Origin of the sequence: Dechloromonas sp. ZS-1, from assembly GCF_039649255.1 — a bacterium.
Classification (GTDB): Bacteria; Pseudomonadota; Gammaproteobacteria; order Burkholderiales; family Rhodocyclaceae; genus Azonexus.
In genome coordinates this window covers 1-24,293 of the sequence record NZ_JBDIYD010000002.1, presented here as the reverse complement: position 1 = coordinate 24,293, position 24,293 = coordinate 1, and the positions used below count along the sequence as shown (strand labels likewise).

General features: G+C 50.4%; 21 protein-coding genes and 1 pseudogene. 20 read left to right on the top strand and 2 right to left on the bottom strand.

The features are described from left to right. Window positions 1–10 precede the first annotated feature (10 nt). The 7 genes from AACO21_RS02915 to AACO21_RS02885 all read left to right on the top strand — a co-directional run bounded on the left by AACO21_RS02915 (window position 11) and on the right by AACO21_RS02885 (window position 6,336). Window positions 11–343, top strand: a complete 333-nt coding sequence (locus AACO21_RS02915; protein WP_346190991.1) for a hypothetical protein — start codon at window positions 11–13, stop codon at window positions 341–343. Next, window positions 340–1,560, top strand: a complete 1,221-nt coding sequence (locus tag AACO21_RS02910; protein WP_346190990.1) for a site-specific integrase — start codon at window positions 340–342, stop codon at window positions 1,558–1,560. The genes AACO21_RS02915 and AACO21_RS02910 overlap by 4 nt, the downstream gene beginning before the upstream one ends. Further along, entirely contained in the window at window positions 1,547–3,256 is a 1,710-nt protein-coding gene (locus tag AACO21_RS02905; RefSeq protein ID WP_346190989.1) for a hypothetical protein, read from the top strand. The genes AACO21_RS02910 and AACO21_RS02905 overlap by 14 nt, the downstream gene beginning before the upstream one ends. Then, window positions 3,249–5,315 carry a hypothetical protein gene (locus tag AACO21_RS02900; RefSeq protein ID WP_346190988.1) on the top strand — a complete coding sequence of 689 codons (2,067 nt, stop codon included), beginning with the start codon at window positions 3,249–3,251 and terminating at the stop codon, window positions 5,313–5,315. The genes AACO21_RS02905 and AACO21_RS02900 overlap by 8 nt, the downstream gene beginning before the upstream one ends. Further along, a complete protein-coding gene (locus tag AACO21_RS02895; protein ID WP_346190987.1) occupies window positions 5,312–5,689 on the top strand; it encodes a TetR/AcrR family transcriptional regulator in 378 nt (125 codons plus the stop codon). The genes AACO21_RS02900 and AACO21_RS02895 overlap by 4 nt, the downstream gene beginning before the upstream one ends. A 126-nt stretch (window positions 5,690–5,815) precedes the next feature. After that, entirely contained in the window at window positions 5,816–6,037 is a 222-nt protein-coding gene (locus tag AACO21_RS02890; protein ID WP_346190986.1) for a hypothetical protein, read from the top strand. Window positions 6,038–6,045: 8 nt separating this feature from the next. After that, entirely contained in the window at window positions 6,046–6,336 is a 291-nt protein-coding gene (locus AACO21_RS02885) for a hypothetical protein (RefSeq protein WP_346190985.1), read from the top strand. Window positions 6,337–6,619: 283 nt separating this feature from the next. Here the strand turns inward: AACO21_RS02885 and AACO21_RS02880 are convergent, their stop codons facing one another. Beyond that, complete coding sequence (locus AACO21_RS02880) at window positions 6,620–7,117, bottom strand: YqiA/YcfP family alpha/beta fold hydrolase (protein ID WP_346190984.1); 498 nt, start codon at window positions 7,115–7,117, stop codon at window positions 6,620–6,622. 67 nt (window positions 7,118–7,184) lie between these two features. Here AACO21_RS02880 and AACO21_RS02875 point away from each other — a divergent pair, with 67 nt between their 5' ends. From AACO21_RS02875 to AACO21_RS02815, 13 genes are all read left to right on the top strand, one after another. Beyond that, window positions 7,185–7,802: a FliG C-terminal domain-containing protein gene (locus tag AACO21_RS02875; protein WP_346190983.1), complete on the top strand. Its 618-nt coding sequence runs from the start codon at window positions 7,185–7,187 to the stop codon at window positions 7,800–7,802. Then, window positions 7,795–8,367, top strand: coding sequence for a hypothetical protein (locus AACO21_RS02870; RefSeq protein ID WP_346190982.1), 573 nt, complete (start codon window positions 7,795–7,797; stop codon window positions 8,365–8,367). Before AACO21_RS02875 ends, AACO21_RS02870 begins: the two co-directional genes overlap by 8 nt. A gap of 37 nt (window positions 8,368–8,404) precedes the next feature. Further along, window positions 8,405–10,066 (top strand): hypothetical protein, encoded by a 1,662-nt coding sequence (locus AACO21_RS02865; RefSeq protein WP_346190981.1) that lies wholly within the window; start codon window positions 8,405–8,407, stop codon window positions 10,064–10,066. Between the two features lie 14 nt (window positions 10,067–10,080). Beyond that, window positions 10,081–10,569 carry a hypothetical protein gene (locus AACO21_RS02860; protein ID WP_346190980.1) on the top strand — a complete coding sequence of 163 codons (489 nt, stop codon included), beginning with the start codon at window positions 10,081–10,083 and terminating at the stop codon, window positions 10,567–10,569. Between the two features lie 191 nt (window positions 10,570–10,760). Next, window positions 10,761–11,801, top strand: a complete 1,041-nt coding sequence (locus AACO21_RS02855) for a hypothetical protein (RefSeq protein ID WP_346190979.1) — start codon at window positions 10,761–10,763, stop codon at window positions 11,799–11,801. Then, entirely contained in the window at window positions 11,789–12,457 is a 669-nt protein-coding gene (locus tag AACO21_RS02850) for a hypothetical protein (protein ID WP_346190978.1), read from the top strand. The genes AACO21_RS02855 and AACO21_RS02850 overlap by 13 nt, the downstream gene beginning before the upstream one ends. Beyond that, entirely contained in the window at window positions 12,454–14,397 is a 1,944-nt protein-coding gene (locus tag AACO21_RS02845; protein WP_346190977.1) for a formylglycine-generating enzyme family protein, read from the top strand. The genes AACO21_RS02850 and AACO21_RS02845 overlap by 4 nt, the downstream gene beginning before the upstream one ends. Next, window positions 14,394–15,542: a S41 family peptidase gene (locus tag AACO21_RS02840; RefSeq protein WP_346190976.1), complete on the top strand. Its 1,149-nt coding sequence runs from the start codon at window positions 14,394–14,396 to the stop codon at window positions 15,540–15,542. Before AACO21_RS02845 ends, AACO21_RS02840 begins: the two co-directional genes overlap by 4 nt. A gap of 241 nt (window positions 15,543–15,783) precedes the next feature. After that, window positions 15,784–18,312, top strand: a complete 2,529-nt coding sequence (locus AACO21_RS02835) for a WG repeat-containing protein (RefSeq protein ID WP_346190975.1) — start codon at window positions 15,784–15,786, stop codon at window positions 18,310–18,312. A gap of 61 nt (window positions 18,313–18,373) precedes the next feature. Then, entirely contained in the window at window positions 18,374–19,357 is a 984-nt protein-coding gene (locus AACO21_RS02830) for a hypothetical protein (protein ID WP_346190974.1), read from the top strand. Between the two features lie 189 nt (window positions 19,358–19,546). Continuing rightward, entirely contained in the window at window positions 19,547–20,212 is a 666-nt protein-coding gene (gene lepB, locus AACO21_RS02825; RefSeq protein WP_346190973.1) for a signal peptidase I, read from the top strand. Between the two features lies 1 nt (window position 20,213). Then, window positions 20,214–20,531, top strand: a complete 318-nt coding sequence (locus AACO21_RS02820) for a hypothetical protein (protein ID WP_346190972.1) — start codon at window positions 20,214–20,216, stop codon at window positions 20,529–20,531. 38 nt (window positions 20,532–20,569) lie between these two features. Further along, window positions 20,570–23,581 (top strand): WG repeat-containing protein, encoded by a 3,012-nt coding sequence (locus AACO21_RS02815; RefSeq protein ID WP_346190971.1) that lies wholly within the window; start codon window positions 20,570–20,572, stop codon window positions 23,579–23,581. An 82-nt stretch (window positions 23,582–23,663) separates the two neighbouring features. Here the strand turns inward: AACO21_RS02815 and AACO21_RS02810 are convergent. Continuing rightward, window positions 23,664–24,062, bottom strand: a pseudogene (locus AACO21_RS02810) (S1/P1 nuclease); the annotation flags it as partial. Window positions 24,063–24,293: the final 231 nt, after the last annotated feature.

The following is a 24,293-nucleotide window of genomic DNA, read 5'->3' as shown; positions in this document are numbered from 1 at the left end:
AGTGCCTTTTATGGGGCCGTGGAATGCCGACCAGATCAATCGAGCCCGAGGCGTTCCGTTCTCGGCGGTGTTGAATTTCCTTGGGGCCTACTACAAGCGCGATAGGGAGTACGAGGCGTTGGACCCGAGCCGGAAAAGCATTCGGGTTCAAGTGGGCTACCAGGGACGGGACTTTCGCTTCATCTTCACGGGCGAGAAATGGCTGAATGAGCTTCTGCCGGCGGATCATCCTCAACGTGGCGGTGGTGGGACCATCGACTTTGTGAGACACCTCACCGGCCAGGGGTTCGTGCATGCCGTGAAGGTGTGCCTGGATGCCGCCGAGGAGTTGGGCAGCCGATGAGGATTTTCTACACCACTTCCGATTTCGTGTACAAGGGCAATCCCAGTGCAGGGATTCCGTTCCTTTGTGATGACGACATGGAGTTCGTTCCGGTGGTGAACGACTATCTGTTGTGGATTTCCCTGGAGAACGCCAACACAGCGAGTCCGGCGACCTGGAAAAGCCATGCAGAGGCCCTGTACGACTATTTCTCGTGGCTGGGGGCCAACAATCTCGCCTGGGACGACCAACCGGTGAAGGGGCCGCATGGCGAGGAGATATCGAATATCGCCAGCTACCGGAATTGGTCGGCTGACCTGATTGATCCGGAAACTGGAGAAGCCCGGATTGAGCCGAGCACGATCAGAAAACGGATTTCCCAGATCATGTCCTTCTACCGTTGGGCCGAAAGGCGGAAGCGGATTGCTGCGTTGCCCTGGGAGGAGTCGTTCCGGGTGGTGATGATCCCCGAGTCGCACCCGTCAATGTATCGCCACACCCGAGCAGGCCGTGTCGTTGCCAAGGACAATATCCGGCCCAAGGTGCCGAAGAAGTCGATACCCCTCCTTCGTCTGGATCAGTGCAGTGCGCTCATGAAAGCGTGCGGGACGGAAACGCTGCAATTGATGACGAAGCTCATGTTGCAATCGGGGCTTCGAAACGAGGAATGCCGGACGTTCCCGAGGAAGTATGTTTTTGACCCGTCTGCCCAGGATCGCAGCAAACGGATTCCTATTGAGTTGTCCCCCAGGGACATGGCCCTCAAGGGCAGTAAGCCGCGTCGAATTTATGTCTCCTGGCAGTTGATGAAGGAGCTTTTCGACTACCTCAACTTCGGGGAAGGGGCGCAGCGGGCCAAAATGTACCGGCAGGCATTCGGGACGAAAGCACCGCTTGTCTTCTTGAACCAGGACGGCGAATCCTGGAGCGAGAAGGGACTGAATAATGCCTACCGACGGCTGTGGGCACCTGATGACGGGAGACCCCCTATATTGAGCTTCCGAGTCACCCCCCATATGTTGCGGCATACGTTCGCTACTTTGGAGTTGTATGCCGAGAGTTGGAACAAGAACATGGGGGCCGCCCTCGCCTGGGTTCGAGATCGACTTGGGCATACGTCCATCAAGGCCACCACCGTCTATGTCCACTGCCTGGACCTGATGGGCGAGGCTGACCTGAACATGTATCAGCGTGAGATCGACGCGCTTCTGGTGGGAGACAGAAGTGGCAAGGCGTAAGGACTATTCCCTGGAGGCCGCGCCAAAGCGTGCCCCGGTCGTATCATTGCCCGCCCAGCAATCTTGGGTCGTGGTGTCCGGTGGAACGGAGTATGACCTAAGTAGATGGCGGTATCACGGCGTTTCTGGTCAGCATGCGGGGCGCGATGAGCTGGTCGCGGCTGTGCGTGCCGCGCTGGATAGAATGGCCAGGTTCTCTTCGCCGAAAAGCATCCGCTCCTTGTGCCGGGGTGGATTACCGCCGTGGTTTCAGTATCTCGATCATCGGCTTGACCAACATCTATCGGCAGTATGCCGCCTGTCCGATATCAGCCGGGAAGTCCTGGAGGAGTACGCAGTCTGGCTTCGGCATCGTCCAGCCAAAACCAAGTCTGGCCGGCACTCGTATTCCGGCGCAAGAACGGCCTATTCCCAAAGCAAATCCATCTGGCTGGAGTGTATTGCCGCCGGAAGCCTCAGCATGGAGTGCATCCCTGACAATCCGTTTCCCAACAGCAATCGGGCAGCAGTATCCCACAAGCCCTATTCCAAGGGGGAAATGCGCCGACTGCTGGCGTCGCTCGCAGCCGATCTAACCGCCATCCGTGGCGGCGCTTTCCGTGGAGGCCAGAGTGACCGACTACTGGTCTACCTCTTGTTGATTGCCGCCAGAACAGGACGCAATCCTACGCCGCTATTCGAATTGAGTCGGGAGGCGCTTCAACCCCACCCGATAAAGCCCGAAACCCATGCGTTGCTCACGACCTACAAGCGCCGGGGTAACAACATCGCCATCCAGTCGCTCCGAAACACTCAGGAGATCGAGGAAGCGGCCACCATTGCCGCCGACGTGGCTACGCTCTTTTACGAGGTGCGCGAGATGACGGAGCAGTACGTCAAAGACGCGCCTCGTGAACTTCGCACGTTCCTTTGGCTATTTGAGCGCGACAAGCGAGGCGCTTACGGCGAGGGAATTTCCAGTCTGAACAGTAGCAATTGCCATGATGCCATCGGCCGCTTCGTCGCAAGGCACAACCTGACTGGTGATGAGATTGATCCTGCAACCGGTGAGACAAAATCGTTCCAAGTGACTTTCATGCGGCTACGTAAGACATTCGCTTCGCGGATGTGGCAGTTGACTGGCGGCGATCTGGTGCGAACTGCTAATGCCCTGGGCAACCAACCCCACGTAACCGATACCCACTATCTGGCAGTGACGCCGGAGATGGTTCGCAACCATCGCTTTGTCGGGAAGTGCCTCGAAGCCGATCTGCGCGGGAAGACGGATGATCCCGCTACTGTCGCCGGGCTGGCAAACGAGATTGGTGTCTCAGTCGACGACGTGAGGCGCATCCTGGCGGGCAAGAACAATACCGGCGTCGGGCGGTGTTCCTCTCCCTTGTACGGAAAATTCGCGCCACAGACGGGGGGCAAAGCTTGCACGGCCTTCCTCTACTGCTTTCGCTGCCCGAACCAAGTCGTCATGGAGAGCGATTTGTACCGACTTTTTAGCTTCTACTGGCTGCTCATCAAGGAGCGCAATATCCTGATGCGCAATCGCTGGCACAAGGTCTATGGGTGGGTGATTCGGGAAATCGACCAGGTGATATCCCCGCGCTTTCCGCCGGATCGTGTTCGGCAGGCCCGCGAGGAAGCTCGCTTGAATCCTCACCCTATGTGGCGGGATCGAGCCATGCTGGGAGGAGCGCATGGCTAATTTCGGAGCACACCTTGTTGATCTGCACCCCTTGGCTGCCGCCGATATTCCCGATGTGGTTATCAGCCAACGTGGCGACGTGGTGCTGTCACGCTATCGAGACAATGTGTGGGACATCGCTCCCTATCTGCCGGCCAGGAATTTGAGGCAGACCACGATTCGATTCGAGGTGGAATTTTCTGATGGATCGCGTCTCACCGATCCGCAGCACGCCGCCCTCTTGGACGCCTCAAAGCGTTTCCTGTATGCGAGGTGGCGGGTCAAGGCCCCTCATTCCCGCAAATACATTGCGGCCAAAACGGTCTGCAATAACTGGTCTCAACTGCGGGCGCTACTGAAGTGGATGGTTGAGCAAGGCATCGCTACCTTCCATTCGCTGACCTCCGCGCATTGCTTGGTGTATGCGGCCAGCCAGGAGGGGAAGTTGAAGAGCAGTACGAGGGTCATCAATCTCCAGGTGCTCACCACCTACTACGACCTACGCGACCACCTGGCCGACTGCTTGCCGGAGTATCCCTGGGCAGATTCGGTTCCAACCATCCTGGCCCGTAATGGCAATCCCCAGCGGGCAAATGGACGCCGGCAGGCAACCACCGAGGTCATCCCGCCCAGAATCCTGCGGCTGCTCGTACAAACCGCTTTGGACTATATCGAAACCCGTGCCGAGCGCATCCTTGAAGTGCGGGATGAAATCTTGCGCATCCGGGCCGAGGAGCGAGAAAAACTGGAGGTGACTCACCGTGCTCGATACCCCAATGGGTTCTCCAGCGTCTATCGGGATGAGCAGGAGTATTTCGGCGTTCGGGTGTCCCACCTTGTTTCCCGCCGCGTGAATGACCTGTGTGCCAAGCGTGGGTTTGGATCACTCGCGGAATTCAAGAAGCAACTGATCCACCTGCGGACAGCCTGCTACATCATCTGCGCTGTCTTTTCAGGAATGCGCGATTCCGAATTGGCGTCCCTCGAAGTCGGTTGTTTTGCCACACGCGAGGGCTACGATGGTGAGGAGTTCTGCTGGTTGAAAGGTCTGACCTACAAGCTCGAAGAAGACCCCATGTCCGCCGAGTGGATGGTGCCAGCGGTGGTGGGGAGGGCCGTCGATGTTGCCACACGCCTAGGCGCACCCGAGCGGGCGTTGTGTGCCGGGCGGATACAGGAAATAGAAGCCATTCTCGCAAGCGCCTACGTGCTTGACAGTGCCCGCGATGACTTGCTGCTCGAACTGGACGAAGCCCGAAAGCATCAGCATGCATTGATGTTTACCGAGAAAGAAAACGGGCGAATCCTGGCCTTTAGCGGTACCACCGCTATCAACTCCCTGCGCAGTTTCGCGGAGGCGGCTGGCGTAGTCGTAGAGCAGTCGGACATGGAAGGGGTGCTCGACCATGCCAAGGTGTGCGTTGGCGAGCCCTGGCCATTTGCCAACCACCAATTCCGACGCACGTTCGCGGTTTTCGTGGCCCGCAACCTGATGGGCGATGTCCGTTATCTCCGGGAGCATTTCAAGCATTGGTCGATTGATATGACCCTCTATTACGCCAAGCACGACGCCGGCCTGGATGTGACAGTCTTCACCGACATCCTCACCGAGCGTGACGAATTGCAGGCAATCATCCTGGAAAAATGGATCTCGACGGATCAGCCTCTTTCCGGCGGTGGCGGTAAGCGCATCATTTCTTTCCGGAACCGGGGTGAAATCAAGACGGTGAAGGACATGCGGGAGTTCTGTCGGAAGCTGGGCGAGGATGTCTTCATCCGTGGGACCGGGCACTCGTGGTGCATGGCCAGCGGCAATGGTTGTGGCGGCCAGGGTTTGTATGATGCGGTGCGCTGCATGTCCTGTGGCGAAGGAGTCGTGGATGAGCCCCATCTTCAGATTTGGCGAGGCATTCGGCAGCAGCAGATCGAGACGTTGCAGTGCCATGACCTCGGAGCATCATCCTGGGAGCGTTGCGTAGAGCATCTAAGGGAGGCAGAGCGCATCCTGCTTGACCTGGGGGATGCTATCCAGCCGTACCCGGTTCCCCCTTCTCCTCTTTCTGAGGCTATTACGCTGTGAACACCAAAACCGATGTCACCAGGTCGGATACCAAGCAGTCCCTCGAATTGGCGATCAAGCGAATTCAGGAGGGCGTGCCGAAGATTGTCCCGGTGGGACGCAAGATGAGTATTGCTGCTGTCGCCAAGGAAGCCGGCGTCAGTAACGCGACCATTCACAATCGCTACCCAGATATTGCCGAGAAGATCAGGAAGCTGGTGAGTGGCGGCTACGTCGAACAGTTGGAAGCGAAGCGCGGCAGCTTGAAGGAGTGCCAAGGCAAGCTGACTCAAGCACGCAAGGAAATTGAGCAACTGAAATCGGACCTATCCAGGTCGCAATCCATCAATCTCCGGTTGGTCAAGGAAAACGAACTGCTTCGGTCGCGTCAATAGTCATCCGCCGCCCCAATATATCAAAAGCCCGACCTCATAAGAGGCCGGGCTTTCAGTTTGCTTGGTCGGCTTGCCGATGGTGTGCAAGCCTTAACGAAAAGCGCCGATTTACCAAAAGCGGAAGCCATGGCTGATAGCCTTGCTCGCATCCGGCAACAGCCACAGGCTGTCTGGTGCGTAAAGATGGCCGACCGGATCAGTAATCTTTCGAATATTCCCGAACACTGGACAGACGAGAAGGCCGCCAAGTATAGCCGGGAGGCCGAAGCTATTCTCCTGGCGCTGGGTGATGCACATGCTCACCTTGCTGAGCGGCTGAAACAAAGAATCTCCCGCTATCTCAAGTGAGGTTTTTGTTGGCCGTTCTGGCAATACTTGGTCGGGTTGTATTTGGCATTACCGCGCTTCTGGCGAGCACGGCAGCTTTTGCTGAGCCAGTTACCCTGAAATCCGAGTTTGTGGACATGATGCGCTGGGAGCATCTCAATCGCACGCGACCGTTTTATGTTTCCTCTGCCGAATGGACGGCACATTGCAGCCTGTTTGATGGTGCTGAATGGCGGGAAAAATGCGAGGATAAGCGGCAAGACGCGTTGGATGGTGGGGCACGAATCGCCCTGGTGCTTAACCAGGCATTAGCCAAATAGTTTTCGCTGAAACCCGTGCCCCGAAGAGCGAGTGTAGTTGCTCATAACTGACGCTTTGATCCTCAATCGAGTCATGCAGCATGGCGCACTGGACAGCAAGGTCTAAGTCACCCAGTGCTATGGCTTGATGTGCAGCAACAACTTCCATCGCTACATTACCCAGATGTTGCAGGTAGGAGTTGTCGCTACCAGGCATCTTTTGCTGTGCATGTACCTTGGCGGCAAAAGACCAAGCTGAAGACCACGCATCGATGCCATGTAATGGGTTTGTGCTCATAGCCCTTCAGATACTCTTCAAGAAATCTTGAAACAAAATCCCGAGTTCGGGTAGTACGCTATTTAGCCGGTGGTCACTATTCAGGACGTGCAGTTCTGCCTGATGTGCTTGCGCAAAGCGGATACCGTGCTCTACGGGAATCACCTCGTCATGCCATCCAAAAACCACACTGACCCGCGATGACCCCGGTGTGGGCGTTTGGACGGCATAGCCCGGGATATAAAACGCCGGGGCCATCAGAAAAAGTGCGGAAGGTCTCAGGGTCTGCGAAGCCACCGTTGAAACATAGCCCCCCATACTAGAACCTACCAATACCAAGCGATCATGGGCAGGCAGGGGCATGGCCAGCAAGCGGGCTACGCGCTCATCCGGGTCGGTTAAATCGCTGTAATCCGGACTGAGCACCTGAGCACCAAATTCCTGGGCGATGGTGGCCAAGTGACGGATTTTTGAACCCCAAGGGCCAGATTCCTTGCCGTGGGCGAAAAGTACGAGTGTTTGCATGATTGGCATAAATTGAAGTTATATAGCATAATGCCATAAAAATATAAATCAACCTCGGGAGCGGGTTGTGTTCATCAGCGACATCAAGGCATCGCAAGTTCATCTGTCCTGGCATCCAGGCAAGGAAACCTATGTCGTCACACTGACTGGCAAAAAAGACGACCTGGCACAGATCGAACTTTCCCCTTCCGCACTACAGTCCTTGATCTTCCAGGCGTTGGCCTACATGCCCCACATGGAGCCCAGTATTGTAGTCAAGGGAGAAGCCGACGCATTCCGCAAGCAGGCCTGTGTGCTTAAGGATTTGGATGACCGCTCCATCCAATTGCTGCTGAGGGAAGTTCAGTCGGACACGCTGATCAACTTCTTGTGGTACATGAAAAACGGTGACCTGATCAGGCTGGTGCTCAGCAACATGTCCGGGCGTGCCGCAGAAATGCTGTTGGAAGACCTGGAAGACACCTGGGGCGGCAAGGACCCGGATCAAGCCACGGCAATCCATGCGGAAAAAGGCCAGCGGGCCATCGCCGAAATCATGAGCATCGTCGAGCGATTGATCTCTGAAGGCCAACTGCCAGATTTTCTGTCGCATCTCGTTCCGCCTGAAGAGCAACCGCTTACCGTAGAGCAGGTTGATGCCTTGCTGCAAAGGAGCGACGCCCAGACAGGAGATAGCCATGGCTAGCCTCAACGAACATTCACCTTACGTAGCCTGGCTGGGATGCTTGAATGCCATCGGGCACAAAATCCGTCGTGAGGGGTTGATGGCTATTGAGGCGGATGTCGAACGCCCGATGAACGAAGATTCGCCATTTTCAAAGTTCCCGCTGACACTCAAACAGCCCTACCTTGAATTTGCCTGCGACATCCTCCGCTTGATGCTCGGCGGGATGCTCAATCAACCCGCGCTGATCGACCTTTATGCCGAAAATGCCCTTCGTGCCAACCGGAGCGGACGGTTTTGGCAACGGGCAGATGAAAAGCTGCTACGGCTGATCGCAGTTACGCTACGCATGCTGAGCGATGAGCATCATCCGAACGTGGCTTGTGAGTTTGGGAGGCAAGTGATTCCTGCTTTGAAGCGGCCAGCGTTTAATGAAGTTGAGGAATGGCTGCGGGAGCAGCGTGTTGATGCCCGAATGCCTTTATCTGAAGAGAGGATTTCTGCTTTCCTAAGTGGCATTGGGGTAAGTGCTGCATGCAAAGAGTTGCAACCCTCTGCAAGCATAAATTCTAACAAATACGAATAATCTCTTGATGTTTCCTGAATTTTTGAATGGAATCCGAATGAAAATTTTAATTTGTGCCGGCTTTGTTTTTGTTCTATCTGGTTGCGCTTCTGTTAATAATGCAAATGATAATAAGCGTAAAGAAAACATGGTAGGTGAATCGGGTTGGATAAAAGATAAAAACTCCGGGTGCCAATTGTGGGTTCGTCAAAAAGAAAATGTCGATTCAGCAGCTTGGTCAGGGAGCTGTGTTAATGGGCTTGCTGAGGGCGATGGGGTTGCAGAGTTTTATAAAAATGGAGCAATATATTCAACATATAAAGGGTTTTATAAAGATGGTAAGCGAGATGGGAGGGGGGTGTATGTTACTGCGCGTGCAAAATATGATGGCAACTACAAAAACGATTTAGCCTCTGGAAAAGGTGTTTTAACTTGGAAAGACGGGGAAAAGTATGATGGTGATTTCAAGGATGGCAAGAAAACTGGTGTTGGAGTTTGGATTTTGCCTAACGGATCTCGTTATGTTGGTGGCTTCCTGAATGATAAACTGCATGGTGAAGGACGGCTCGAAATTTCAAAAAATAGTAAAACGATTGCTGACTGGCAAGGAAAAGGCCGATGGCAGAAAGCATTACAGGGTGGCGAAGTTTATGTTGTAGATGGGCGTTTTGAAAATGGAAAATTTTATCGGACAAAAAACTTCGGAGACCTGGATAAAGAACTAATCCCTAATGAATTCTTAATAAAAACAATTGAGGGGTGTTATTTGATTAACCCAAAACCAGTGGCAGGCGAGAAGGTTAGTTGGACAGGTGCGTGTCGAAAAGGATTGGCTCACGGCGTTGGGACTCTTACTTGGATAAGCAATAAAAACACTCCGGGTAAAAATTTATATATGGAGGGTGGGTTTGTAATGAAGCCATTTTCTCCGGGGGGAGCTCTTGTTGAAAGTACAATGAATTCAGGGTGTAAATTTTCTCTGCCAGTCGAGGGTGCGGAGAGAATGGAAAAAATATTTGACGTCGAATATGTTGGAGGCTGCCCGAGCGGCGGTGGTACGCTTATTAGTGAGTCAAGAGGGAAAGGGGAAGCATATATATATCTAAATGGAGTGCTTTTTGCTAGTTACAAAGGAAAGTTTGCAAGGTCGGCAATCCCGGTTGACGGCGAATTGGTTTTTTACACGGGCACAAAATTTGTTTTTAAAGACAATGTAAGTTTTTTGGGTTTTGTTACGCCTGAAATGCTTGAGAAGTGGTCTTCGAATACTAGCGTTGTTAGGTATGGCACGAAAGAAGCCAATGATTCGTTGTTTGATATCAAGGTGTCATTCTCTGCATCAAGGCCTCAGCCTGTTGAAAAAACAGCCAAATCATTTTTTATTTCGACTAATTCAATATCATCTTCGAGTGAATTGAAGATGACTTATCAAGTAGCTCCGGCAGATATTAAAAAAATTTCTGGAGATTCTTATGTTGTGTCACTACATGTTTCTATTGACGTGAAAGAAAAAAGTACATTTGGGGGGTGGTCTGCCGGTGGTGACAAATATAGCATAAATAGGAATGTTGATATTGTAGTTAATAAGTCGAATGGATATAAAGCATCTGGAAGTTTTGTTTTGTCCGAGCTGGACACATATTTTAGTGCAATGGGTGCCAATTCCAAGGTTGAGATTTCAAAGCCTACTGTTAGTTTAGTCTCCGTCAGCAAGCAATAGATTGTAATTGTTATATGAAAATCAAATTTTTTGGGTTTGTTGGTATTTTGGGAGTCTGGGTAGGAGCTCAGGCTGGTGTTTCTGTTGACTCCAATGGGTTTGTAGAATCAGTGAATTCAACAGTCAAAATGGGAGAGTCACTAAAGGCTCAGCGTGACTATGAGGCAGAGGTTGCCAGGCGTGACCGGCGAGCAAAATCAGAAGGCGCCATGGGGGGGCAATTAAGTTGCACTTCAGTTGTAAAGGATCATGCTCTCTATGATTATTGCAATACGGGGAATTGTTCCGGATTTTCTTCCAACTATGGGCTTTACAGTCTTTGCGATGGCAATAAGACCGATGGGCTGGGAGACCATGGCATGGTTCGATATATTGAGAATGGTGACATAGCCGTTTTCTCGAAAAATATTAAATACTATCAGGCCGCGCAAAAGCAATCCGGGTCTTTTATTGATAGGAAGCGTTTTGTGATTTATTACCTGAGGGGTTATGTTTACCATTAAGTGAATTTCTTTGCATAACCAGTGCTTTTATTTCACTTTGGATTACGAATTCAGCCGTATTCGGGAGTCGTTATCGAAGGGCGCCCACGTCGAACTGCTCAAACACGGAATTCGGCACAAAATTGCCGTTGACCGCAGTAGTCTGCTCTCTTATGAGGTTTGCTTTGACTGAGATTCATGGGTCGGACTCCATGGCTGCGTTGGTTGATTTCCTTTTCGATCTACGTGAAGCCAAGCCGGGGAATCCGACACGGCCCACTTCTCCCGATTATTCGCTTGAAGTGACTATCGATACGGATGCCGCGACACTCGGTATTTTTCAGCGTAGTTTGGAGGACGTTACGGTCAAGCGACACCTTCTCCTGTTGTGGGTCGAGACAGACCTTCCCTCCAGCGATTTATTGCTGAATAGCCAACCATGCGATTGGGGAACGGGGGATCGTTCTTGTGCGGGCAACGTGGCCCGCACCACCCGTGTCCAGTTACCTTATGCAAAAACGGCCTTGGTTGATATCCACCTTGGCCGCGAAGGCAATTATTTTTACGTGCACTTACTTGTTGCGGATGGTGATCGGACTACGGAGGATTGCCCACCTGCTTCGGTACGATTCCAACTTGGCGAAAACAGCTGCTACCAACTTGCCGAGGGCAGCTACAGTCCGGCCGTTGTCCCTGTTGATCGGTTCCTGAGTCCTTCGTTGGAAAGCCCTCAACTACTGTCGACAGATTTCAGTACTGGGTATGTATTGCCATGGCCGGTATCGTTGGTTTTGCTAATGCTGGCCTGTGCTTTGGCGGGCTGGATATGTGCTGTTGCAGGGCAAACCAAGGAAAACCCTGGCGCTAGCATGGCAACACTGATGTTTCTTCTGGGCACAGTGCCTTTTTTCGCACGTCGAGTAGGCGGTTTTACGTTATTTGGGGTGCTGGTCGTTACGGTGGTGGGGATATTTGTCTCGCTGAGCGGGTTTTTGTTCAAAGCCAACGTCGTTGTGCTTGCGGTACTGGCGATGGGAACTGTGTTGTCGTTGGTTTTTAGCAACAACGGGTATGGCAAAGCCAAAGCAGCGCAGATTGAACTGGAGAATAATCAGCCAGGGAAATCCAGATTTATCGCCACCCGCACCGAACAAGAGCAAAACATGCTTTGGATTGGTGACTTTGCCATCGTGCTGGCGGTCACTGTGCTGCTGGTATGGGCTTATTCGAGTATTCGCGCATGGATCAACTAAAAGGCCCATCCGGTTGGCGAAAGTGGTTTTCTTCCTTGCCCTTGTTGGCTTCGCTAATCAAACCCAGCATCGATGGGGAAATTTTGTTCTTCAAACGCTTGGCGTGGAAAGATCGCGTACAGATTGCGGGCCTCTACCTGCTGTTTTGGGGGGGCTTGTTGTCGGGTATCTGGCAGGTTGCGTTTGGCTTTTATGAGGGGCCCAACTTTGCTGCGACGCGTATTGTGGTGGTGGACTACATTGCCGAATGGACCGAGGAAGGGCGACACAACACCCGCTTTACCCATTGGTCGCTCGAGTATCACTATGTCAGCAGCAAGGGCGAAACGGTCTCTCGCAGAATCACGGTGAATTCGGACGATCCGGGAGCAAGGCAGGTTCGTGGTGCTGAGGTTGGTGACGAGTTGCTGCTCCGCGTGGGCGTTCCGGCCGGCGAACCGGGAGCGGCATTCGGTTTTAACAAGGCGGTCAGGCAAGGTATGGCAATTGTGCTCTTGCTGCTTGTGCTGTGGTACTTCAGCCGCGATGGCTTCTTGGCGATTGATGAGGAAACGGGCAAGGTCGTCCCGGATAAAACCAAGGTTATCAAGTTGCTAGTGGCCTTTTTCGGCACGATGTTTGGCATGCTTTGGCTGACCTCGCCGGTGATTCCATGATCTCCGGCACCATCCTGCTGCAAGGGTTTCTTGTTTGCATTCTCCTGATGCCCTTGTTGGCATTCTGGCGAGCACGAGAGAAGAAAGAATCCTTTGGTCGTTGGGTGGTGCGTGCTGAACATGCGGTTACCTCACCCCTCGTCACGCGTCTGCAACGATCGTATTGGCTCACACCAGGAACCTACCTGCAACTGTTGTTCTGGGCGGGATGCATTTCTTACCCCGTACTTTGGCTGTTTGCGCTGGGCAGTTTTCTCGGGTTGTTTCAGGCAGACTTGGATCGAGGGCTAGCCAGCCTACTTGGCATCTGGCTCGAATTCGCAGTTCTAATCGCCAGCATCTGGTATTTCCCCCTGAATGGATTGCGAGACAAACCCCCGGCGCTGGATGTTCGGCGGTATTTGCTAGGGCTGCCGCAGGTGTTGCTGTACAGCCTCCTCATTTTGAATATTTATGGCCTGTTCACCGCAGACATTGCGTTTGATGGTTACAAGGGACTGATCTGGCGGCACGACAGCAATAAGGAAACGGAACGTGTTCAGTTCTTCTATGCCCTGTTGGTCTTGCTGCCGCTATGGGTTTATGTGGAAAAGCGTGTTCCTGGCGAAGGATTTTTTGAATGCCTGGAGCGAGTGCATCAGGAAAGCAAGGCTAGACTTGAGGCACGCCTGAAGGTGCAAATTCTGCTGACTCCGCTCAGCTACCTGGCTCACCTCAGGTATGTGCTGCTGGGCACTTACCCCTTTATTGCGCTGCTCGCTGCCGCCATGATCGGCTCGGATCTCTTTGGCTGGGGATTCCTCCACGACTGGCGAGATACGCAATACCTACCGCGCTTTATCCGAGGTTGGATAGTGGGTCTGCTCATCTTCAGCCTCCTGCTTCTGCCTTATTACACGAGCACCAACAAAAGACACGGCTTGAGCGAAGGCAGTGTGATCGGTCTGCTGGCCGTGCAGGTGATTGTGTATGGCGTGGGCGTTATGGCTCTGACAAACCATTTCTATCAACCGCAACTGACGCACGAAGAAGAATGGGCGCTGTTCTTCAAAACCGGCAAGACGCCCAGTTGGCATAACAAGCCTGCGGTGGTGCCGCCGCTGGACCCGGAAGGTCTGGCCCAGCGCTATGCAGGGCGCGTCATTGAACCAGAGTTGGTCTCCATTCCGGCCGGTGAATATGTGCGTGGCTGCCCGCCAAGCGAGAAGCGCTGCGATGACGACATTAACTTCACGCTCCGTACCCGCATCATGGACTGCAAGCAAGAGGGCGGTGTGGCTTGTGAGCAACGCAATACCGATGAACCGCGCCAGCAGAAAGTTACTGTTGCTGGCTTTGCCATGGGCAAGTACGAGGTCACCTTTGAGGAGTGGGATGCCTGCGTGGCAGACAAGGGCTGCCAGCATTGGCCGGACGATGAAGGCTTTGGTCGCGGCAAGCGCCCGGTGATCAATGTTTCGTGGGACCACATTCAGGAATATCTGCATTGGCTCAATGCCAGAACAGGCAAAAACTTCCGCCTGCCCACCAGCACCGAATGGGAATATGCCGCAAGAGCCGGCGCAACCACCCGTTTCTCGACGGGAGATTGCCTGACCACACGGCAAGCCAACATCAACGGAAAAATTGATTATTACTGCAAGGGCGACACGCCAGATACCACCAATCCAGCCGTACATAGAAATCAAACGCTGCCTGTCGGGAGTTTTCCACCTAATCCTTGGGGTCTGTATGACATGCACGGGAATGTCGCCGAGATTTTGGCCGATTGCCCCTTCTTCGCTCAAAAGGATGCAGCAGGAAAGTGCGACGGATACGCCTATCGCGGTGGCGACTGGTGGATCCACTCCGACAGGGCAAGGTCGTATTTCAGATCATGGACATCGCCTGGTCAATACAACCAAACCATTGGTTTTAGATTGGCCGTGGAAACGAAATGAGCCGATATCTCCTGCGGATTACGTTGCTTTTTTTAGCCGGAACGGTGGCCGCAGCAGGGGCTAGCAATGCGAGTGATGAGGCCTTGTGCCGTGAGGCATATCGTTGGGTGAGTACCGAGTATTACGAGCCTGTGGATGAGCAAGTATTCATGCAGGCCTGCCCGGACTCGCTGGATAAGGTGCTGAACAAATACTCGAAGCTGGTGCGTGCTGATCCACAAACTGCCCGTGGCGAAGTTGCTCATCTCGGGATGGAGGTCAAGCTGGAAGCAGACCGGCCAGTGGTGGCATTAATCTACGAGGGCTTTTCTGCGGCAAAAGCGGATATCCGGATTGGCGATGTCATCCTGGAAATTGATGGTGTTTCGACGCAGGGCATGGTGCTGGCAGAAGTACATAAGCGCTTGCGTGGGGCCATTGGTACAACGCTGAGTCTGGTGCTGCAACGTGGGGAGCAAACCCTCACGATCGGTTCGATTACACGCCAAATTGTGGTCTTGCCCACCGTGGTATCGAAAGAAATTCAGCCAGGTTTTCTGTCAATCAAGATTTCCAAATTTGACACGACCACAGTGCTGGATGTCGTGAATACCTTGATGGCACGACGAAGGAGCCAAGGTCAGGAACCCCTCAAGGGATTGATCTTCAATTTGCGTGGCAATCCAGGAGGACGACTCAATGCCGCATTGGAATTGACGGCTGCATTCCTGCCAGAAGATGCTCCTCTCATTCGAATTCACGAAAAGGGTGGTAAAGAAAAAATCATCCTGGCCAACGACCGTGAAGCACTCAGTCGAGCACAAATATCGCGCCTGCCCCCCGATCTGAAATCCTTGCCGCTTGTTGTTTTGATCAATCAAACAACAGCAGCGGGGGCAGAAATTGTTGCCGGGGTGTGGCAAGGCTATGGCAGGGCCATGGTGATCGGTGCGCCGTCATTCGGCAAAAACACCATCGAAACCCTCAGGCTGCTGGAAGGCAGGTCAGATGCTTATCTCAAGCTCACGACTTCGACTTGGGTATATCTGGATGGCAAGTCGGTAGCAGGGAGAGGTGTGGAACCTGATGTGATGCTTGACGCAAGGAATATCGAAAATAATTTGGCTTCGGATTTTTTACAAACAAATTTCGGGGACTTTTTTTAAATAACCATTTTGTGATGATTGTTTTTGATTTTTGTTGATTATTTGAGTTTTTTGTAATGACCAGGGCTGGCTCTATTAAAAATTAATGGAATTTTTGCCGTGCGCCAGTTTCACTAATTTGAAAGTTTATTATTTCTGGCAAGTATGTTGTCATGGATAGATTTGGACCGGGGTTCGGAAATAAATTTAAAATTAAATTAATTTAACTCGGCTTCAAGTTGGTTTTTTCACGGATGGGTATATGAATACATTTTTCTTTAATTCAATAACAGTGATTCTGGCTTGCAGTCTTGTGTCGGGCTGTGGGAGCGAGATTGATAATACTATTGATTTGTGTGTTTCTGATTTTAAGTGCGGCTTATATGATGTCTCGCGATCGGCACTGCTAACAAACCCGGATTTTCAACTGGTTAGTATTTTGCGCCAGAATAGAGTTGCAGTGGTCAAAGATGGAAAGGTTGGGTATTTGGATTCAAGTGGCGTGAATGTTGTTAATCCAAAGTATGATGATGCAAATGATTTTTCGGATATTGGTATTGCGGCGGTGTCTATAAGCGGCAAATGGGGTTATATTGATACCGCCGGGAGGGAGGTTATCCCAATTGAGTTTGATGGGGCTGAGGATTTTTCTTCCAATGGAATAGCTGCTGCCAAAACAAAAAATCTTTGGGGTTATATAAAAAAGGATGGTTCATGGCTGGTTAAGCCTCAATTCGAAACCGCAACAAAATTTTCGAATGCAAACTTTGCGATAGTTAAATTTGGAAAAAGCGATTTATTGACACAGAATAGAGAAAGCAAGGGTGTTGATTATGAAATCGATAATGTGTTTTATAAGTTGCTTAGCAACGGGGAGATTTCAACGAAATTTTCTGGGGTTTTTGTATCGCTTAGCGAAAATGGTTTAATAAAATTTTCGATAAACAATAAATTTGGTTTTGCAAATAGCGATGGAAAGGTAATTGCGCCAGCTATTTACGATACGGCAACTGATTTTGATGGGAAAAATAATGCTTTGGTTTCGATTGGAGGAAAGTATTATGTTATGAATATGGATGGTAGGCATGTTAATTCGGTGCCTTATGATGAAATTAACGCCTTTGCCGGTCCTTATGCTGCTGCTAAGCTCGATGGAAAATGGGGTGTTATCGATAGGCAGGCAAAAAGAATAATCGATTTTAAATACCAGGAAGTGAGGCTGATTGATAATTCGAATTTGGTATCCGTCAATAACAACAACAAATGGGAGTATGTTTCGCTGGCAACAAAAGAATCAACAAAAGTTTTTTTTGACAATGCATTTCCGGTTTGGAAATTTGGTATCGGGCTAGTTAGGATTGAGGGAAGTTGGTATATATACAGTGAGAAAAAAGGTGTTATTAATGAATCAAAAGGCGACTCATATAAATTCTCAAGAAAAGATGGGTATGTTTGGATTAAAAATGGGATAAATAGCACGTTGTACAATAATGATGCAGAACCAGTTGTTCGCATAAGCACGCATTGCGGAAAACGTTCTATTTCAAATGCCAATAACCTAATTATTTGGCCAAAGGATGAACCACAATCCTGTGATAATGATGTTTCAAAATTAAAAGAATATCAAGGGGTGTATAGTGGTTTGGATTGTCAATTGAGTCCGGCTAACCGCAGTATGTTTATTGTTTTTAAGGTCGAAGGTGACTCTCTTTGGGTTAAGACTGGAAATGAGCCATGTGATTTTCATCAGTTTATTTCGTTTGATACGGTGCCAGGCGATAAGGAGCAAATTGCATTAATTGGAACCGAAATTAGTCGTGACCGCGAATACATTTATGAGTTTTCGGCTGATGGAGAAAAAATTCATTTGAAACCAGCGCCAGGGACTAGAAAACTTGTTGAGATGCAAATATCAAATTACGAAACAGAGCCTCATGACAAAAGATCTGTAATGTTAGCTGATCGACTAAAAAAGCTTTTGTCTAAAGATGGAATTGTTGGATTTGTAAAAATTGGTGCAAGCCAAAGTGGATTGCCAAGCAATTCTTCTTACTATTTTCCAAATAAATTTTCAAATAAAATCGATAATGCGCTCTTAAAACGTGCTGAAAAGCTTTCTGGGATTGATGATACGGATGGAATTGCGGCAAGAATTACTTTGATTCATGAGTTTTATAAAATTGGTTATGTTGATAATAGGTCAGATTTTATTAAGATGCCTGGCGCGGGCAATGAAACGGTCGCCAAGCAGATTTCTTGGTTGAAGGACTCTGTCAGGAACTATAAGTGGGTTGATAATATAAAAAACAACTGGACTATTTACTCTGATGAGGCTTACTCAGTTGCAAATGAGGCTGCCTCAATTGATTTGAGTAGATCAAAAGACATTGGGCGAGCAATTGATAAACTTAAAGTTTCAATTGCGTTGGATCCATTGAACATTGATACGGCATTAAATTTGTCATATTTGTTTTTAAAAAGAGGATCTACTGAGGATTTGTCAGAGTCGGACTTTTATAGTTTTTACGCTATGAGTTTGCCACGAAACAATGGCGATTATATCCGAGGGTTCAATCTATTGACGATGGCTATAGAATTTGCACTGAAGCATGATGATGATGTTAGTGTGCCGATCTTTAATCTAGCCAGAACAGCTTATTCACCTGATGAATACTGCAAAATGATTGATAGGATTCGCTATGAATTCAAAGGAAAAATAGAGTCTTCACTTAAAAAGCACTTTGAGGTGACAAAGAGGCTTGGTTTGCCTGAAAAATATTTCTGTCAATAGTTTAATCAAACCGATGTCTTATGGATATATTTATATGGCTTTCTGTTGCTGATTGGGAAACATGCGTCTCACTCAAAGTTTTATATCGTTTCAAAATAATTTTCAAAATACCTTAAGCGAGATGTGTGGCATTGGAGCCTCCTTGCCTGTACTTCTTGAGTTGAATGTCGATCCTCAGGATACGGCCCTCGAAGTACGGCGCTACATTGGAGATTCAACTAGCATCTGTATCAGCAAAACCTGGTGCTTGTACGTCTACCGGGATCAGGATGGCGAATTGACAATTGGTGCGGACAATCGGGAGCTTCATGACTTGAGCTTCGGGCCGGCCTTAACCGATGATGAAATCAGAAGGCGCGCCAAATCGATTGCCTTGCCGTTTAGTCCGGCCCGCTTGAATGATTTGCGGGTGACAGAGGGCGTCGATGCTTTCTGCTTAGAATTTGTACTGGTTAGCGCGTCGGATTATGCTTCAGAAGAGCAAACGCTTCAGATTCTGCTCTGTACCGATAGCTGTGTCGTGGTGTCTGATCCCGTGTCCGCTGTGCCTGGTGTATGGCGTGCTCGCAATGAGCTTTCCCCCATCGGGATTGCTGAACTGGCGGACATCGTTTCAAACCATCGTGCTTATGCCGATGATGCGAGTGATGATGAACTTCGGCGTTTTCGCGATGAATTGGCCGCTTGGCGCTCCGTGCCGCTCTGGCTAGGAAAACGAACGGTGCCTGTCGGAGACAAAATCAAGGTTCTGTTCAGCGAGGGTGAAAAATCCTGCTCTGAATTGCGGTTTGCCCAGCCATATCGGGAAGGCGCAGGGTATGAGTTGTCGCCGAAAAAGAATGGAATGCCTGCGTGGCGCTATGAACGCACGACGCTGGCTGATTTGATCTCGAATGAAGAGGGTGTCAGGGTATGGGAGAGTTTGCTACCTGAATTAATTGAACACGAAAATAATTTTGAGCGCTTGTTGGGGGAGGCAACTAAATACGGAATTACTCAAGTTTCAAGTTTCTCTGAAGCAAGATCGATGATCAATGATCAATGATCAGGAGAGAATAATCTCCGAATTTGAAGGTGCGTCAAAAAACATAAAACGCCTTTTTGAAATGGTTAAAAAGAAAACGAGTAATAATTGATTGTGCATTAATATTTGTTTGTGATTTTATAAAAAATTTACAGTAAGAGAAAAATGATGAGCGTAGTCAATAAAACAGTAACTCCTTGGAGAGTGTTCGTGTTTGTTTTTGAGATATTAATGTTGTTACTGTTCGTTAATTATGCGTTATCCATTATTTTTGGCCAATCAGGTGGCATGGTTCAGGTGTCGGGCAGCAGTATGCAACCGCAATTTAATGGGGATGGAAGTGAATATATAATTGCTTTTAACTTCAAGCAAAAAAATGGAGATATTGTTGTCTATGGAAATGAATACACTGGTCAAGTTGAGATTAAACGATTGATCGCATCTCCTGGTGACACGGTGTCATATGATCGGTTGAGGGGGCGATTCACTGTTAGCTCAAAAAATGGAGATGCTTGGCTGGATGATGGTCCAATTATTAAGCCGTCTAGCGAAACGGTAACCTACCAAGTGTTGTCAATGCGAGAGTCAATGAGGTCGCTATCCCTTCCTGTGGTTGCCTTGGAAAGTGATTATGTTGTCGCTCAGATAGCAAGTTCAGAAAAAACAGATTTCTATACCCATTTTGACGGTGAATATTTTAATATTGTAGATTACAAAGTTCCTGAGGGGCGCTATTTTGTTGCAGGGGATAATCGAGAGTCATCTATTGATTCAAGATATTTTGGACCTGTCGATGCTTCTAAAGTGATTGGTAGTTGCTTTGCAAGGTACCCGCGGGGACTTGCAATATTGTTTCCTTTCGGGTGGGGATGTTGAAATGCGTGATTTTTTTAGAGAAGATCCTGAGGAAAAGGCGCTCAGGGAAAAGCTGAATAAAATGATAATTAACGGCGAGAAAATGGAGGTTGTTTTCGAAGAGGCGGGTGTTTCGAATCAGGATGAGTTAGACGAATTTCTGGATGCCGATCCTTTTGTGAAAATTCTGAAGCCAATTTCGATAATGGTTTGCATCGTTGGTCTTTGGGGGGTTGATTCGAGTTATACAATAGTGGTTATTTTATCGGTAATAGTTCATTTGATTGGCTGGTTTCTTATTTTTGTGGCGTTTGGAGCCAAAGCATTTTCTAATGTGTGACGCAATAATTCATGTGCTTTAAAATTTAAATAGTAGATATGCACCCAGCTGAAAATTTCGCGCGATTCCAAAAAGATATCCAAGAGCCTTTGCTCGATATCGAAGGTATCGGAGCCTCCAGGTCTGCATTTTTTGAGTTGAATGTCGACCCTGAGGATAGCGTTCTTGAAGTTCGCCGTTACGTTGGAGGTTCAACTAGCCTCGGTATCAGAAAAAGCTGGTGCGTGTACGTCTACCGGGATCAGCAAGGCGAATTGACAATCGGTGCAGACAATCGGGAGCTTGAAGATTTGAGCTTTGGGCCGGCCTTAACCGATGATGAGATCAGACGACGTGCCAAATCGATTACCTTGCCGTTTAGTCCGGCCCGCTTGAAGGATTTGCGGGTGACAGAGGGTGTTGATACTTTTTGCTTAGAATTTGTGCTGGTTAGCGCGTCGGATGATGCTTCAGAAGAGCAAACGCTTCAGATTCTGCTGGGTACCGATAGCTGTGTCGTGGTGTCTGATCCCGTGTCCGCTGTGCCTGGTGTATGGCGTGCTCGCAATGAGCTTTCTCCCATCGGGATTGCTGAACTGGCGGACATCGTTTCAAACCATCGTGCTTATGCCGATGATGCGAGTGATGATGAACTTCGGCGTTTTCGCGAGGAATTAGCCGCTTGGCGTTCTGTGCCGCTCTGGCTAGGAAAACGAACGGTGCCTGTCGGAGACCAAATCAAGGTTCTTTTCAGTGAGGGTGAAAAATCCTGCTCTGAATTACGGTTTGCCCGGCCATATCGGGAAGGCGCAGGGTATGAGTTGTCGCCGATAAAGAATGAAACGCCTGCGTGGCGCTATGAACGCACGACACTGGCGGCTTTGATTTCGACCCAGCTTGGAATTCAGGCGCTTTACCGGCGTCTCGATGAGGATTGCGTGGCCCCGTATGGCGGGCTGGATGCTGTCGTGGCCGAATTCAAAAAGGGAACCTTGGCTTTCCAAACCGTCTGGGCGTGGGAAAACGATGTAACGAATCCGACGGCGCTGCTTTGTGCGCCCATGCCGGATGTTCCCAACGGCCCGCTGGGCGAATTTCCGGTGGTGATTCCGGCTGCGTGGGGCACGCTACAGTCCAGGAAGTTTGGCGGGTTGTATTTACACAAGGGACATACCCTGCTGGTCTCGAATGCCGAGGGGCTTTGCGGGATTATACGGTTGCGGCAATTGAGTGAGGCTCCGGTTCGTGTGGTGGGCGAGTGGGTTCAATCGTGCACCTGGCCCTACCTGGCGGGCGGGCGTAATACTTCGTCCAATTTTCTTGAGGCGGCCGCTTCCACTGAGCCGGATGTGCGGGGCGAGTTGGTCTGTGACCTGATTGACCCGGTAGATGGGCGTCGCATTAATCCGCCTGGGGTCAAGGGCTTAATGGGCGCTACGGATTACGATGGGACGATTGTTGTTAATGACGCTGGTTGCAGAGATGTTCAGCGTTTACTTGGCAAGCTGGATATTCAGGGAAACCTCTATTGCGGACAGCCGATGGACGATGGGGTACTTACCAAGGTTGAATGGGGTGTTGGCGACCTGCGTTGGCTAGAAATCGGCAGTCGCTGGGAGGGAATGACCGCCGTTCGTTCGCCGGAAAGCGGCCTGTGGGGGTTTGTGGACCGCTCCGGCGCACTTGCGATTCCAGCGCAGTTTGACGATGTCAGGGGTTTTGATGAGGGGCGGGCGGCAGCCAAGTTAGCGGGCGAACCATTCTGGGGGCTGATTGATCAAGCCGGTGACTGGGTGCTGCCAGCCAAATGGCTGGATATCGAGCCTTGGGAAAAAGACATTATCGTGCTCAAAGATGCGGAGCACCGCTGGGGGGCTGTCGATAGCCAGGGGAATACCATCGTTGATTTCAAGTCTCAAGCCGACTGGTTGTTGAATCCTGTGACAGCCCTGCTGTTATCGGAATATCCGGCAGGCAAAGCATGGGCCGATAATGAACAGGGCATGCTGCGGGATGTCGTGATCAATGGCATCAGGAAGATCGCCAAGGAGCAATCTAGAAACCGCATGCGTGAGGCGTTGAGTGCCTGCTGCAAGGGCGGCTTCTTGGCGGGTATGGAAGGAATCTTTAATGCCGATACCAGCGAACGTGATCTAAGAGAGGTTGGGGTTTGGGGAAGGCAGGTTCGGGTTCTGAGAGACAAGAAGGACGGCTTTTTGCAGCCGCTGAAGGGTGAAGAGGGGCGAATCGGTTGTTATTATCCGGTGGGCCTGTCTTGTTTTGATTTGTCGGTTGAGGCACCTGTTAATGGTCTGCCTACACAACCGGAGGCCGCTATCGGCATACGCTGGCGTGATCTGGAGTTCGTGGATGCAGAGGGCGAGAGACAGTCTAAGAGTCTAACTTCAGCATGGGATAAGCTGAGACAGGCTGTTTCCAGTGCAACGAATATTTCAGCCCATCTACTGGGGGCAGTTTTTCTGTTTTTCCGGCTGGGCATTGTCGGCATCACGCTGTACGCCATTCTGAACGGGATTTATCACATTCCATTGGTGAGTGCGTTGCCTGGCGCTTTGTGTGCTGGGTATTTACTGTGGATTGGGTTTAAGGTTGCCCAAGCCATCTTGGCGAAAAATAAGGAAAAGGCTGGGGAGGTGTTCGTCACCGCATACTCCGATAGCCGACAATTCTTCTGGTGGAATTTCGGTGGTTTCGTTGTCTGGTTGCTGCTGGTATTGGGTTTCAAGGGGCAGATTGATCCTTGGTTTGCGCCGCTATGGGCGGCGTTGTCTTCCCTTGGCGTTTTGCGCATGGCGCACAGAATCAGACAGATCACAATGCCCCCACCAAAACCGGAGTGGCCTACTGATATCGTGGAACAGATGAAAGCCGAGTTTCGTAAGGAGCTTGAAGAAGACGGAGAAAACGGCCCCTGCGAAATTCTCTGCTTGCGTAGCAGGTACTACATGTTTCGGGCAGGTTTTGTTGAAGATTACGCAGATCGTTACCCGGCGGTGGCGTTTTACGAGGAGGAGATCACCAAGATGCTCGATGATATGTGCCAGCCCTAGCGTTTACGCCCACTTCAGTTATGACTATCGAAACTCGCTTGGCGACAGCAAAACATAATCGCTGGTGGCTTTGAAAACATTGTTAGTGGCGGAGTTCAGCACATTTGAGGTGGCCGATTTGAGCAGAATACGCAGCGTGCAACGGTTGATGGATATCTGCGATCAAATGCACCAGTGCTTTTACTGCGAATACTCGTGTTGCCTGATCGGTTTTTCGGTCAGCCAGCAGCTTGCTAAGCTGATCGATGCGAGCAGTTGCGCAGTCACCGTTATGGCAAACCGCTGCTGCCGTCGATTTCCCGCAGACAGGGATGTTGTCGTAATGCCACTTGTCGGAGCCCGGAATCTGATGCTTTAGGCTCCGGCGCTCATCATCCATGTAGCTGGCCACATCAGCCAGAGAACCACCCATGAGCAGCTCGCCAACTCGGATGCGGGCTTGCTGAGTGAGCAGCCCAGAGGCAACGTCCGCAGCAATTCGATGGCCATCATAACCCTAGGCATGAGCTGCAACCGATGCCAGCAGCAGACTGCCCGAAATCAACCAATTGACAACGAACTTAATCGAATTTTGTTTCATGTTCTTATCCTTTAGTAACAGTCTATCTTTGTTACATCACGCGAAATGCCCGTCACGACGTCCCCCCGGAATTGAGTAGCGCCTGACTTTAGAGTCCAATCCATCACGACAAGGAGATTGGACATGAAGAAG

Bases quoted from the DNA above. Each gene is read 5' to 3' on its own strand.
- AACO21_RS02915 (WP_346190991.1), top strand. From the start codon at position 11: ATGGGGCCGTGGAATGCCGACCAGATCAATCGAGCCCGAGGCGTTCCG.
- AACO21_RS02910 (WP_346190990.1), top strand. From the start codon at position 340: ATGAGGATTTTCTACACCACTTCCGATTTCGTGTACAAGGGCAATCCC.
- AACO21_RS02900 (WP_346190988.1), top strand. From the start codon at position 3,249: ATGGCTAATTTCGGAGCACACCTTGTTGATCTGCACCCCTTGGCTGCC.
- AACO21_RS02890 (WP_346190986.1), top strand. From the start codon at position 5,816: ATGGCTGATAGCCTTGCTCGCATCCGGCAACAGCCACAGGCTGTCTGG.
- AACO21_RS02880 (WP_346190984.1), bottom strand. From the start codon at position 7,117: ATGCAAACACTCGTACTTTTCGCCCACGGCAAGGAATCTGGCCCTTGG.
- AACO21_RS02870 (WP_346190982.1), top strand. From the start codon at position 7,795: ATGGCTAGCCTCAACGAACATTCACCTTACGTAGCCTGGCTGGGATGC.
- AACO21_RS02865 (WP_346190981.1), top strand. From the start codon at position 8,405: ATGAAAATTTTAATTTGTGCCGGCTTTGTTTTTGTTCTATCTGGTTGC.
- AACO21_RS02860 (WP_346190980.1), top strand. From the start codon at position 10,081: ATGAAAATCAAATTTTTTGGGTTTGTTGGTATTTTGGGAGTCTGGGTA.
- AACO21_RS02855 (WP_346190979.1), top strand. From the start codon at position 10,761: ATGGCTGCGTTGGTTGATTTCCTTTTCGATCTACGTGAAGCCAAGCCG.
- AACO21_RS02850 (WP_346190978.1), top strand. From the start codon at position 11,789: ATGGATCAACTAAAAGGCCCATCCGGTTGGCGAAAGTGGTTTTCTTCC.
- AACO21_RS02845 (WP_346190977.1), top strand. From the start codon at position 12,454: ATGATCTCCGGCACCATCCTGCTGCAAGGGTTTCTTGTTTGCATTCTC.
- AACO21_RS02840 (WP_346190976.1), top strand. From the start codon at position 14,394: ATGAGCCGATATCTCCTGCGGATTACGTTGCTTTTTTTAGCCGGAACG.
- AACO21_RS02835 (WP_346190975.1), top strand. From the start codon at position 15,784: ATGAATACATTTTTCTTTAATTCAATAACAGTGATTCTGGCTTGCAGT.
- AACO21_RS02830 (WP_346190974.1), top strand. From the start codon at position 18,374: ATGCGTCTCACTCAAAGTTTTATATCGTTTCAAAATAATTTTCAAAAT.
- AACO21_RS02820 (WP_346190972.1), top strand. From the start codon at position 20,214: ATGCGTGATTTTTTTAGAGAAGATCCTGAGGAAAAGGCGCTCAGGGAA.
- AACO21_RS02815 (WP_346190971.1), top strand. From the start codon at position 20,570: ATGCACCCAGCTGAAAATTTCGCGCGATTCCAAAAAGATATCCAAGAG.